Source organism: Streptomyces sp. NPDC025618 (assembly GCF_055558795.1).
The window spans coordinates 16695-27745 of sequence record NZ_JBVHLW010000062.1 but is presented as its reverse complement, the minus strand read 5'-3'; the positions used below and the strand labels follow the sequence as shown (position 1 = coordinate 27745).

At 73.4% G+C, this 11051-nt stretch carries 11 protein-coding genes; 7 read left to right on the top strand and 4 right to left on the bottom strand.

The genetic code is table 11. The annotated features are described in order from the left end of the window. Nucleotides 1-414 precede the first annotated feature (414 nt). Complete coding sequence (locus ACZ4A5_RS29850; protein WP_467590991.1) at nucleotides 415-891, top strand: VOC family protein; 477 nt, start codon at nucleotides 415-417, stop codon at nucleotides 889-891. A gap of 394 nt (nucleotides 892-1285) precedes the next feature. On the opposite strand, the gene ACZ4A5_RS29845 is transcribed toward ACZ4A5_RS29850, so the two are convergent. Next, nucleotides 1286-1609 (bottom strand): plasmid stabilization protein, encoded by a 324-nt coding sequence (locus ACZ4A5_RS29845; protein ID WP_467590988.1) that lies wholly within the window; start codon nucleotides 1607-1609, stop codon nucleotides 1286-1288. 179 nt (nucleotides 1610-1788) lie between these two features. Between ACZ4A5_RS29845 and ACZ4A5_RS29840 the strand changes: the two genes are divergently transcribed. After that, a complete protein-coding gene (locus ACZ4A5_RS29840; protein ID WP_467590985.1) occupies nucleotides 1789-2328 on the top strand; it encodes a DUF6328 family protein in 540 nt (179 codons plus the stop codon). Nucleotides 2329-2424: 96 nt separating this feature from the next. After that, nucleotides 2425-3396: an LLM class F420-dependent oxidoreductase gene (locus ACZ4A5_RS29835; protein WP_467590982.1), complete on the top strand. Its 972-nt coding sequence runs from the start codon at nucleotides 2425-2427 to the stop codon at nucleotides 3394-3396. Nucleotides 3397-3410: 14 nt separating this feature from the next. On the opposite strand, the gene ACZ4A5_RS29830 is transcribed toward ACZ4A5_RS29835, so the two are convergent. Next, a complete protein-coding gene (locus ACZ4A5_RS29830; protein WP_467590979.1) occupies nucleotides 3411-4292 on the bottom strand; it encodes a LysR family transcriptional regulator in 882 nt (293 codons plus the stop codon). A gap of 88 nt (nucleotides 4293-4380) precedes the next feature. Between ACZ4A5_RS29830 and ACZ4A5_RS29825 the strand changes: the two genes are divergently transcribed. Genes ACZ4A5_RS29825 through ACZ4A5_RS29810 form a run of 4 tightly spaced genes read left to right on the top strand, consistent with a single transcriptional unit; the run spans nucleotide 4381 to nucleotide 7841 of the window. Continuing rightward, nucleotides 4381-4758 carry a YybH family protein gene (locus ACZ4A5_RS29825; protein ID WP_467590977.1) on the top strand — a complete coding sequence of 126 codons (378 nt, stop codon included), beginning with the start codon at nucleotides 4381-4383 and terminating at the stop codon, nucleotides 4756-4758. Beyond that, complete coding sequence (locus ACZ4A5_RS29820; protein ID WP_467590975.1) at nucleotides 4755-5939, top strand: flavin-dependent oxidoreductase; 1185 nt, start codon at nucleotides 4755-4757, stop codon at nucleotides 5937-5939. Before ACZ4A5_RS29825 ends, ACZ4A5_RS29820 begins: the two co-directional genes overlap by 4 nt. 12 nt (nucleotides 5940-5951) lie before the next feature. After that, nucleotides 5952-6629, top strand: coding sequence for an alpha/beta fold hydrolase (locus ACZ4A5_RS29815; RefSeq protein ID WP_467590973.1), 678 nt, complete (start codon nucleotides 5952-5954; stop codon nucleotides 6627-6629). 42 nt (nucleotides 6630-6671) lie between these two features. After that, nucleotides 6672-7841 (top strand): hypothetical protein, encoded by a 1170-nt coding sequence (locus tag ACZ4A5_RS29810; protein WP_467590971.1) that lies wholly within the window; start codon nucleotides 6672-6674, stop codon nucleotides 7839-7841. Here ACZ4A5_RS29810 and ACZ4A5_RS29805 read toward each other — a convergent pair. After that, nucleotides 7826-9727 (bottom strand): AfsR/SARP family transcriptional regulator, encoded by a 1902-nt coding sequence (locus ACZ4A5_RS29805; RefSeq protein WP_467590968.1) that lies wholly within the window; start codon nucleotides 9725-9727, stop codon nucleotides 7826-7828. The two genes, ACZ4A5_RS29810 and ACZ4A5_RS29805, sit on opposite strands and share 16 nt — an antisense overlap. Before the next feature lie 125 nt (nucleotides 9728-9852). Continuing rightward, nucleotides 9853-10875: an alpha/beta hydrolase gene (locus tag ACZ4A5_RS29800; RefSeq protein WP_467590996.1), complete on the bottom strand. Its 1023-nt coding sequence runs from the start codon at nucleotides 10873-10875 to the stop codon at nucleotides 9853-9855. Nucleotides 10876-11051 lie beyond the last annotated feature (176 nt).

Sequence of the window (11051 nt, the reverse complement as noted above, 5' to 3'; positions counted from 1 at the left end):
TTTCTTTTCAGCCCGTCCGGCGCTTGAGGACGCGCCCGCAGGGCGCTCCCGCCGCAGGCGGCAACGAAACCCGCAGCCGGGGGTCTGGGGCACGCGCGCCCCACGCGGTGGAGCCGCACATCAGACGCAGCCGGGAAGGGGCGGGTAGGGGAAACAAGCAGCCCGTCCGGCGCCTGAGGACGCGGCCGCAGGCCGCCCCGCCGCAGGCGGCAACGAAACCCGCACGCCAGGGGGCCTGGGGCGGAGCCCCGGTTCCGGGGCGCGCCACGTTGGGGGCTGAGGGCTTACCCCACGCCGCGGAGCCACACATCAGACGCAGCCGGGGAGGCGCCCTGCCCAAAACCCCGAACAAGTAGCGCCCACCCCACCCCGGTGTCACCGTACGTACAGAACCCCTCACCAACGGGAGGCCCCATGCCCCGCATCACGCCCACCCTCTGGTTCGACACCAACGGCAAGGACGCCGCCGAGTTCTACGTATCGATCTTCCCCAACTCCGAGATCAAGCGCGTGCTGCACTACGGCGAAGCCGGGCCCCGGCCCGCCGGGAGCGTGCTGACCGTGGAGTTCTCGCTCGACGGGCAGGATTACGTCGCCCTCAACGGCGGGCCGGAGTTCACGTTCGACGAGGCGATCTCGCTGATGATCAACTGCGCCGACCAGGAGGAGGTCGACTACTACTGGACCAAGCTGTCGGCAGGCGGCCAGGAAGTGGCGTGCGGGTGGCTGAAGGACAAGTACGGGCTGTCCTGGCAAGTCACACCGATCGAGCTGCTGTCGCTGATCAACGATCCGGACCCGGGGCGGGCGCAGCGGGCCATGCGGGCGATGATGGGCATGAAGAAGATCGACCTGGCGGAGGTGCGGGCCGCGGCGGACGCGGCCGGATAGCGGGAGAGGCGGCGCGGACTGCCCCAACTGGCCCGCGCCGCAAGGCCGGTGGGGCTCCCGCGGGTTCGCCGCGCGCCGCGCCTTCCCCGGCCTGCCCGGTCGCGTCCTCGCGCCTCCGGGAGGGAACCATCGGCTTGTCCCGCCCGCCGCTCTCGCCAGAGGTCAGGCGCACGCCTGGAGCGTCTACCGCCGCTGGAGCCGCCGCTCGGCCGGGACGGCTCCGGCGCTCCCGTTCCGGATGGCGATCGTCATGCTGGGGCCGGCGGGCAGCCCCCCTCCGTGCGCGACCCCTCGTCAACCACGGCGGGGGTCCCGGCCAGGAATGCTGCGGACGCCAATGCTGCGGACGCCCCAGTTCCGGTGGGTCGTGCTCCGCACGGGAAGGCGGCGCCCGTCAGCGTCCCAAGGACCGCTTGAGCTCCGACTTGTTCATCGAGGAGCGGCCGTGGATGTTGCGGCGCTGCGCCTCCGCGTAGAGCTGGTCGTAGGTGGGTCCCTGGGCGCCGCTGTGGGAGCGCTGTCCGCCGCGCTTGGACGAGGACATGTCCTGCGTGGAGCTCTTGCTCGCGGTGCGGGACTCGCCGGACCGGGCGCGCTCCTTGTTCACGGTGCGGGCCGCGATCTCCTTGGCCCGCTTCGTGCTCTCGCCGCGCTGCTCGGCGCTCTCCTTGATGTGCTCGTACTGGCGCTCACGCTTGGGGCTCGATCCTTGCGGCATCTCTCTCACTCCTCAGCGGCGCCCGGGCTCCGCGCCCGGCGCTCGTACGGGGAAGTGGCTTCGTCCGTTCCACACTGGGACGCGACGGCCGCGGATGCAACCGCTCCCTTCCGGGGCATGGCGGAGGCCGGACGGGGTACCCGGCGCGCAGGCGAGAGCTATCGGGTGACGGGAACGCCATGGCAGCGAGTGGAGCGCGGGACGAGCCGGGAGCGTCCGGCCCGCCCACCGAGCCCGGGGAGCCGCCGCGGCGCGGCCGCCACGAGACACCGGACGAGCGGGCGGACCGGCGCTGGAGCGAGCTGCTCCAGGAGGTGCGGGTCACCCAGACCGGGGTGCAGATCCTCTTCGGCTTCCTGCTGACCGTGGTCTTCACCCCGCGGTTCGCCACGCTGGGCCACACCGACCGCGTCATCTACGTCGTCACGGTGGTGCTCGGCGCGGCCACCACCGGGGCGCTGGTCGGGCCCGTCTCCTTCCACCGGATCGTCAGCGGCCGGCGGCTGAAGCCGCAGACGGTGGCCTGGGCGGCCCGCCTGACGATGACCGGCGTCGTCCTGCTGCTGGCCACGGTCACCTCGGCCCTGCTGCTCATCCTCCGCATCGCGCTGCACAGCGCGGCCGTGCCCTATGTGGTCGCCGGGGTGGTGGCGTGGCTGGTGCTGTGCTGGTTCGGGCTGCCCGGCTGGGCGCTGCGCCGCTACGGGCACCGGGAGTAGCCCGGCATTCCCGTACGCGGGCACCGTGACCGGGGGTTTCCGTGGCGGCCGACTGGTTACCCGGTGGCCGAGAGCCGCCCTCCAGGAGGTCCCCCGATGACGGAATACGGCTATTTCCTCTCCAGCGAGGAACACGGGCCGGACGAGCTGGTCGAGCAGGCGCGGATGGCCGAGCAAGCGGGTTTCACCAAGCTGTGGATCTCCGATCACTACCACCCGTGGAACGCGGAGCAGGGCCAGAGCCCCTTCGTGTGGTCGGTGATCGGCGCGCTGTCGCAGGCCACGTCCCTGCCGGTGCAGACGGCCGTGACCTGCCCGATGATGCGGCTGCACCCGGCCGTGACGGCGCAGGCCGCGGCCACCTGTGCTGTTCAGCTGGGCGGGCGGTTCCGGCTCGGCGTGGGCAGCGGGGAGGCGCTCAACGAGCACATCCTGGGCGCTCCCTGGCCCCAGGCGGCCGTCCGGCTGGAGATGCTCCAGGAGGCGGTCCATGTGATGCGGCTCCTCTTCGAGGGCGGGGAGGTCAGCCACCACGGCAAGCACTACACGGTGGAGAACGCCCGGCTGTACACGGTGCCCGACGAGCCCGTGCCCATCGACATATCGGCGTTCGGCCCGGCGGCGACCGAGCTGGCCGGGCGGATCGGGGACGGCTTCATCACCATGACGCCGGACGGTGAGGCGGTGGACCGCTTCCGGCGCAGCGGTGGCGGGGTGAAGCCGGCGCAGGCCGGGCTGAAGGTGTGCTGGGGGCTGGACCGCGAACAGGCGGTCCGTACGGCGCACCGGCTGTGGGCCAATGAGCAGCTCCCGGGCGAGCTGCCCCAACTGCTGCCGACGCCCCGTCACTTCGAGCAGGCCAGTGAGCTGGTGACACCGGAGCAGGTGGCGGACGCGGTGGTCTGCGGCGACGACCCGGAGGCGCACGTCGAGGCGGTCACGGCGTACGTGGAGGCCGGCTTCGACACGGTCTACGTCAACCAGATCGGCCCCGATCAGCAGGGTTTCTTCGACTTCTACCGCACGAAGGTGCTGCCCCGGCTGCCGGGCCGCGAGGAAGGGGCGTAACGGCCCGGATCCGGTCAGCTGCCCAGCGTCGTCCGGGCCCGCGCCACGAACGCGCGGCCCGCCGGGCTCGCCGGGCCGTCGGCGCGCCAGGCGAAGGCGAGGCGGCCGCGGAGTGCCGGGCGGTCGATCGCGATGCTGCGCAGTTCGCGCGACCGCGCGTCGGCGAACGCGCCCGGCAGGATGGCGGCACCGAGGCCGCGGGCGGCGAGCTGGGCGAGGACGCCGGGGTCGCTCGCCTCGAAGGCGATCCTCGGGGTGAAGCCGGCGGCCGCGCAGGCGTCGTCGAGCCGGGTGCGCAGGCCCGTGCCCCTGGGGAGGCTGATGAGGTCGCGGCCGCGCAGGGTGTCGACCGAGATGGTCCGGTGGATGGCGAGTTCGTGGTCGTGGGCGACCGCGGCGACGATCGGCTGGTCGTCGACGACCCGGATGTCGAGTCCGGCGGGGGTGGTGCTGCCGATGCTGATGAGCGCGGCGTCGAGGAGGCCCGCCCGCAAGTCTTCCATGAGCCGGTCGGAGTTCGCCTCGGTGAGGGTGATGTCCACCGCCGGGTGGTCGCTGTGGAATCCCGCCAGCAGGCCGGGCAGGTCGACGTCGTGCGAGGTCACGGTGCCCACGGCGACGTGGCCGCGGAGAAGTCCGGTGAGTTCGTCGACGGCGAGCCGGGCGCCTTCCACGGCGGCCAGCGCGGCCCGGGCGTAGGGCAGCACGGCCTCGCCCGCCTCGGTCAGCCGCACCTCGCGGCCCGAGCGGTCCAACAGCTCCTGCCCGAGCTCCCGTTCGAGCTTGCGGATCTGGGCGCTGACGCCCGGCTGGGCCACGCGGGCCTTCTCCGCGGCGCGGGTGAAGTTGCGCTCCTCGGCGACGGCGACGAAGTAGGCGAGCTGCCTCAGTTCCATAACTGTTGATTCTAGCGGTCAGATAAATCATCTCTTGGACTTCTGATCATCGCTGCCGGAGAGTGGAGGCGAGAGAGAGGAAGTCACCATGACTGAGCACCGTGAGCACCGTGCACCCGCCCGCACCCCCGAGGACCTGGCCCGCTTGTTCGTGGAGCGGGCCAACGCCGGCGACGCCGAGGGCCTGGCCGCGCTCTACGCGCCCGACGCCGTGCTCGCCTTCCCGCCCGGGACCGCGACGGTCGGCAGGGAGGCGATCCGCGCCGTGTGCGAGCGGATGCTCGCCCACGCGCCGCTGCCCTTCGTGGTGGAGGAGCCCCTGCCGACGGTCCGCTACGGCGACCTCGCCCTCACCTCCACCCGCCCGGCGGATGGCACGGGCGGCCGCGTGCAGGTGGCGCGCCGCGAGCCCGACGGCACCTGGCTGCGCGTCATCGACCGCCCCGAGATCCCGGCCGGCCGATGACCGTGCTCATCGCCGGTGCCGGCATCGGCGGCCTCACCACGGCACTGAGCCTGCACGCGGCGGGCATCGACGCGGTCGTGGTGGAGAGCGCCCGGGAGATCCGCCCGCTCGGCGTCGGCCTCAACCTCCTGCCGCACGCCGTACGCGAACTGACCGAACTCGGCCTCGGCGACGCCCTCGCCGGGACCGGGGTGGCGACCGCCGAGATCGTCCACTGCGACCGCCGCGGCCAGGAGATCTTCTCCGAGCCGCGCGGTCTCGCGCAGGGCTACCGCTGGCCGCAGTTCTCGGTCCACCGCGGCGAACTCCAGCTGCTGCTCCTGGCCGCGGTGCGCGAACGGCTGGGCACCGGCGCGGTCCGTACGGGACTCCGCCTGACGTGCTTCGAGGAGGCGGCGGGCCGCGTACGGGCCGGCCTCCTGGACCGGGCGACGGGCGCCACCGGCGGCATCACCGCCGACGCGCTCGTCGGCGCCGACGGCCTGCACTCGGTGGTACGCGCCCGGCTGCACCCGGGCGGCGGGCCGCTGCTGTGGTCGGGCATCCGCATGTGGCGGGGCACGACGCGGGCCGAGCCGTTCCGCGCCGGGCGCTCCATGGCGATCCTGCGCGACGGGGACACCCAGCTCATCGCCTATCCGATCGGCCGGGGCCGGATCAACTGGGTGTGCCAGGTGCGGGAGTCCGCGCCCGCGCCCCTCGCGGAGGAGGCGGGCCGCCCCCGTACCGCCCGCGTGGCGGACGTGCTGCCGCACTACGCGGGCTGGCGGCTCGGCGGGCTGGACGTGCCGGCCCTGCTGGCGGGCAGCGAGGAGATCCTCACCTGTCCCATGGTCGACCGCGACCCGCTCCCGGCCTGGGGCCGCGGCCGCGTGACGCTGCTCGGTGACGCCGCGCACCCCATGTATCCGGTGGGCGCCAACGGCGCGTCCCAGGCGGTCGTCGACGCGCGGGTGCTCGCGTACGAACTCGCGCGCGCCGACGGCGTGGCCGAGGGGCTGGCCCGCTACGAGGAGGCCCGCCGGGAGCCGACGTCGGCCGTCGTCCTGGCCAACCGCACAATGAACCGTGCCACCGTGCGGTCCCCGCGCGACCTGGCCCGCATCACGGAGACCTACCGGCACACCACCGGGAGCGACGTGGACGTGCTCAACGCCCGCGCTTCCCTGACGCCCCGTTAGAAGGAGTTATCCATGGCCACGTTCGTACTCGTTCCCGGCGCCTGGCACGGCGCCTGGTGCTTCGAACCGCTCGCGCGCGAGCTGCGGCGGCACGGACACGAGGCGTACCCGGTCACGCTGACCGGGGTCGGGGGCCGGAAGCACCTCCTCACGTCCTCGGTGAATCTCGACACCCACATCGACGACGTGGCGAACCTGCTGGTGGACGAGGACATCACCGACGCGGTGCTGGTCGGGCACAGCTACGGCGGCATGGTGATGACGGGCGCCGCCGACCGGATGCCCGAGCGCGTCAAGGGCCTCGTCTACGTCGACGCCTTCGTCCCCGCCGACGGCGACTCCTGCTGGACGCTGGCCAACGCCCCCGTGCGGGACTGGTATCTGCGGGGTGTGGGAGCCCTGGGCTACGCGACCGCGCCCCTGCCCTTCCTCGACCCCCGCGCGACCCCGCACCCGCTGGCGTCCCTGCTCCAGTCGATCCGCCTGCGGGGCCGCCTCGACCAGGTCCGGCGCAGGTATTACGTGTACGCCGAGCGGTGGGAGTCGGAGACGCCGTTCCGGCCCACGTACGAGCGGCTGCTCGGCGATCCGGCGTGGCGGGTGCGCGCGGTGGCGTCCACCCACAACGTCATGCGGGACGCGCCGGACGAGCTGCTGAAGGTGGCGTTGGAGGCGGCCGGCACCGACTGAGGCCGACTACCGCGGGGGCGTCCGCTCGTCGAGGCTGGTGCCATGCGATCTCCCCGCCGCGCGGCCCGGCTGCGCTCCCCCGCCATGGTGCTCTGCGCCCTCGTCGCCACCTGCGCCCTGCTGCCACCCGCGGCGCACCCGCCGCAGGTCACCCGGGTGCGGGCGGACGCGGCGCTCGAGCGGGCGTTCACCCGGTATGCCGAGCGGGACCGCTCGCCGGGGCACTGGACCGGCGGCGACAGCACATATTCCGTGCCCGCGCCCAAGGGCGAACTGTGGGTCTTCTCCGACACCTTCCTCGGCACCGTACGCCCCGACGGCTCGCGCTCCCCCGTCACCGGGCCCGGCTCCACACCCTTCGTGCACAACAGCTTCGTCCTCTGGAACAGCACCGGCCCGCACACCGTCACCGGGCGGGACGCGGCCAGCGGGCCCACGTCCCTCGTGTCCGGCTCGGGGCCCGACGACTGGTACTGGGCGCGGGCCGGAATCCCCGGCAGCGGCGGTGTCCAGGTCGTCTACGCGCACTACGCGCGCACCGGGCCCGGCCCCCTGGACATGGCCTGGCGGGGCAACGCGCTGGGCCGGTTCGGCCCCGGCGGCGGACCCGGGCCCCGGCCGCTGACCCCGCTGCCGTCGTCGGCCGGTGTCTCGTGGGGCGCGTGGCTGTCCCGGGAGGGCGGGCACACCTACATCTACGGCACCGAGCAGGTCCCCGGCCTGGGCAACCACCTCCACCTGGCCCGCGTCACCGGCTCCGACCTGCGCGCGCCCTGGCAGTTCTGGGCCGGCCGCGGCGGCTGGTCCTCCGACGAGCACCGCTCCGCCCGGCTGTCCGGGCCCGACGGTGCCGCGCTGCGCACCTCGGACGAGCTGAGCGTCGTGCGGCACGGCGCCTGGTACGTCCTGTGCACCCAGCGCGTGGACCTGCCCTTCAGCGCGGAGGTGCAGCTCGCCTGGTCGCGCACGCCCGACGGGCCGTTCACCCGGCCCCGTACGGTCTTCACCGCCCCGGAGGCCGGGCCGGGCGGCACCTACCGCAACCGGAACGTCTTCGCCTACAACCCGCACGAACACCCGGAGCTCGAGCGCCGCGACGAGCTCGTCGTCTCCTACAACGTCAACAGCCTCGACCCGGACGACGTCATCCACCACGCGGACATCTACCGGCCCCGCTTCCTGCGCATGACCCTCGGTCACACCCGTCCGTAGCCGCCCGCGCCCTGACCGGCAGACTCTCCCCGTGCGTCGGCCGGCGCGCCGAGGGCACGGGCGAAGTCGCGCAGGAGGCCGTGGTAGCGGTAGCGCCCGGGGGCGGGGGTCTCCAGCATCGAGGCGTCGGCGAGGGACTCGGCGAGTTCCTCCGCCGCGTCGCGGGGCAGTCCGAGCAGGGCGGCGACGGCGTCGAGCGGCAAGTCGGGGGTGTCCGGGACGGCGAGCAGCCGGAAGGCGCGCGCCTGCGCCGGCTCCAACCGGTCGTAGCCGGAGCGGAAGACGGTCTCCACCGCGAGGTCGCCGGTGCGCAGGAAGTCGAGGCGGCGCCGGCCGTCGGCGAACTTGGGGAGGATGCCGGCGAGGGTCCAGAACGGGCGGTGGACGAGCCTGGCGGCGGTGATCCGGACGGCCAGGGGCAGGTGGCCGCAGGCGGCCAGCAGTTCCCGGGCCGCGGGCTCGTCGGCGCGCACGCGGTCCTCGCCGACGATGGCGGTGAGCAGCTGGAGCGCCTCCTCGGGGCCGAGGACGCCCAGTTCGGCGGGGTGGGCCGTGGTCAGGGAGGTGAGCCGGGCGCGGCTGGTGACCAGCACGGCGCAGCCGGGCCCGCCCGGCAGCAGGGGACGCACCTGCCGGGCGTCCCGCGCGTTGTCGAGGACGAGGAGGACGCGGCGTCCGGCGAGCACGGAGCGCAGGAGGACGGACCGCTCGGTGAGCCCGGCGGGCAGCGCGTCCCGGCGGATGCCGAACGCGCCGAGGAAGGAGCCGAGGATCTCCTCGGGCGGCGTGGGCCGGCCGTCCTCGCCGTGCAGGTCGGCGTAGAGCTGGCCGTCGGGGAAGTGCGCGGCCAGGGAGTGGGCGAGGTGGACGGCGAGTTCGGTCTTGCCGACGCCGCCGAGGCCGCAGACGACGGCGACGGGCGTCCCGGGGGCGAGCAGGGCCCGGCGCAGCGCGGCCTTCTCGGCCTGCCGTCCGCAGAAGTCCGCCGATTTGGCGGGGAGTTGCCTGGGGGCGGGCAGGGATGTGGGCGGCAGGGCGAAGGGCTCCGGCGAAAGGGTGGCGGGCGGCGCGGCCGCGGGCGCCTCGGACGCGTTCGCGGTGGTGCGGAGGGGACCGGGGGACGGCGCGAGGGCGGGGTCGGCGGCGAGGATCCGGCCGTGCAGTTCCCGCAGCTCCGGGCCGGGTTCGACGCCGAGCTCGGTGATCAGGGTGCGGCGCGCGGCGGCGTACGCGTCCAGGGCCTCGGCCTGGCGTCCGGCACGGTAGAGGGCGAGCATCCGCAGGTGGGAGACGCGCTCGCGCATCGGGTGCGCGTCGGCCAGCTCGGCGAGCTCCCCGGTGATCCGGTCGTGGCGGCCGAGCTCCAGCTCGGTCTCCAGGCGGGCTTCGAGGAGTTCGAGGCGGCGCTCGGCCCAACGGGCGCGCTGCCGTTCGGCGTACGGGCCGGGGAGTCCGGGCAGCGCCTCGCCGTGCCACAGCGAGAGGGCCTGCCGCAGCGCCGTCAGGGCCGCTTCCGGCCGGCCGGCGGCGCGGTGGCGGGCGGCTTCGGCCGCCAGGCGTTCGCATTCCGCGGCGTCGACGGATCCGGGGGCGGCATCGACGCGGTAGCCGCCCGTGTCGGGGCCGATCGTGCCGTACCCCAGGATCCTGCGCAGCCGGTAGGCGTAGGTGCGCACGGTGCCCAGGGCCGCGAGGGGCGGCCGCTCCCCCCAGAGGGCGTCGACGAGTTCCTCCGCCGGGACGGTGGTGCCGGCGCGCAGGAGCAGCACGGCGAGGAAGCAGCGCTGCTGGCGCGCCCCCAACGGCAGCTCCGTGATGCCCCGCCAGGCCCGTACCGGCCCGAGGACGGTGAATCGCAACGGATCCGCGGGTTCTTCCCCACCCATGCCCAAAGCCCCTGTCCCCCTCAAGAAATCCCTGGTCACAGGGTAAACGGGCGTGGTCCGTGCCCCGGCGGACGAGAAAGCCGCGAGACCGGGGGCGGTCTCGCGGCTTCGGGTGGGGCGGCGCGTCAGGAGGCCGGGAGCGGGTCCGACAGCTGCTCGCTGATCCACTGGATGGGCCCCTGGCCCATGCTCGGGACGTAGGTGTAGGCGTCGTGCTTGCCGCCCTCGATCACCTTCACGTTGGTGTGGACCGGGCCCTTGCCGTAGGTGGCGACGAACTTCTTGACCCCGTTGATCGTGATGGGGTCCTCCCGGGTGCCGTACTGGAACGCGATGTAGACCTCCGGACCGCCCTTGGCGATCAGGTCCTTGGCCAGCAGCTCGGGGTTGTTCTCGTCCATCTCCTTCTTGTGGCCCTTCCACAGCGGGGAGTCCGGGACGATGTCCGGGCCGGAGGCGATGGCCGCCTTGAAGCGGTCGGGGTGCTTCAGGACGGCCTTCATGCCCGCGAAGCCGCCGGAGGAGGAGCCCATGAAGGCCCAGCCGTCACGCGACTTGATGGTCCGGAAGTTCTGCTTCATCAGGTCCGGGACGTCGTCGGTGAGCCAGGTGCCCATCTTGGGCTGGCCCGGGATGTCGCTGCCGTCCCAGTACGTCCCGTTGTTCTTCGGGTTCAGCACCGGCATGGCCAGCAGGAAGGGCTTGCTCTTGCCCTCGGCGTACCACTTGGAGATGGACGACTGGAGCTTGAGGTTGGTGCCCATCCAGTAGTTGTCCGGGAAGCCGGGGCCGCCGGGCAGGGCGATGAGCACGGGGAAGCCGCTGTTGGCGAACTTGGCCTCTCCGTACTCCTTCGGGGCCCAGACCCAGACCTTGCCCGTGAAACCGGACTTCTTGCCCTCCAGGGTGGTCACGGCGATGTGCGTGCCGTCGCCCAGGGTGTTGACGTTCTTGAACTCGGCCTGGGGTCCGGTCGGCATCAGGACCTTGGAGTCGGCCACGGGCTGCGCGCCGTTGTTCCCGCCGGCCTGCCCGCCGTTGCCCGCGGGGGCCTGCTGGCCGAAGCTGACCTTCTCGCCCTTGTCGGAGAACGGCCCGATCTTGAGATAGTCGAGCACGCCCCCCGTGAGCAGTCCGAGTACGGCTATGGACGCCACAACGATGGTCCATCGTTTGGCGCGGGATGCACGGCGGTGGCCCCGGGACTGGTACGCCCCGGAAGGTGAGTGCGTCATCGCGTCGCTCCGGATGATGCTGTTGCCCCGAAGGACATGATGGTCTGTTCCGTCCTACTGGAGCGTCTGCCCCCGCCACAGGTTCCCAC

What these genes read in the sequence shown, in the direction of transcription:
- ACZ4A5_RS29850 (WP_467590991.1), top strand. Translation starts at nt 415, where the DNA reads ATGCCCCGCATCACGCCCACCCTCTGGTTCGACACCAACGGCAAGGAC.
- ACZ4A5_RS29845 (WP_467590988.1), bottom strand. Translation starts at nt 1,609, where the DNA reads ATGCCGCAAGGATCGAGCCCCAAGCGTGAGCGCCAGTACGAGCACATC.
- ACZ4A5_RS29840 (WP_467590985.1), top strand. Translation starts at nt 1,789, where the DNA reads ATGGCAGCGAGTGGAGCGCGGGACGAGCCGGGAGCGTCCGGCCCGCCC.
- ACZ4A5_RS29835 (WP_467590982.1), top strand. Translation starts at nt 2,425, where the DNA reads ATGACGGAATACGGCTATTTCCTCTCCAGCGAGGAACACGGGCCGGAC.
- ACZ4A5_RS29830 (WP_467590979.1), bottom strand. Translation starts at nt 4,292, where the DNA reads ATGGAACTGAGGCAGCTCGCCTACTTCGTCGCCGTCGCCGAGGAGCGC.
- ACZ4A5_RS29825 (WP_467590977.1), top strand. Translation starts at nt 4,381, where the DNA reads ATGACTGAGCACCGTGAGCACCGTGCACCCGCCCGCACCCCCGAGGAC.
- ACZ4A5_RS29820 (WP_467590975.1), top strand. Translation starts at nt 4,755, where the DNA reads ATGACCGTGCTCATCGCCGGTGCCGGCATCGGCGGCCTCACCACGGCA.
- ACZ4A5_RS29815 (WP_467590973.1), top strand. Translation starts at nt 5,952, where the DNA reads ATGGCCACGTTCGTACTCGTTCCCGGCGCCTGGCACGGCGCCTGGTGC.
- ACZ4A5_RS29810 (WP_467590971.1), top strand. Translation starts at nt 6,672, where the DNA reads ATGCGATCTCCCCGCCGCGCGGCCCGGCTGCGCTCCCCCGCCATGGTG.
- ACZ4A5_RS29805 (WP_467590968.1), bottom strand. Translation starts at nt 9,727, where the DNA reads ATGGGTGGGGAAGAACCCGCGGATCCGTTGCGATTCACCGTCCTCGGG.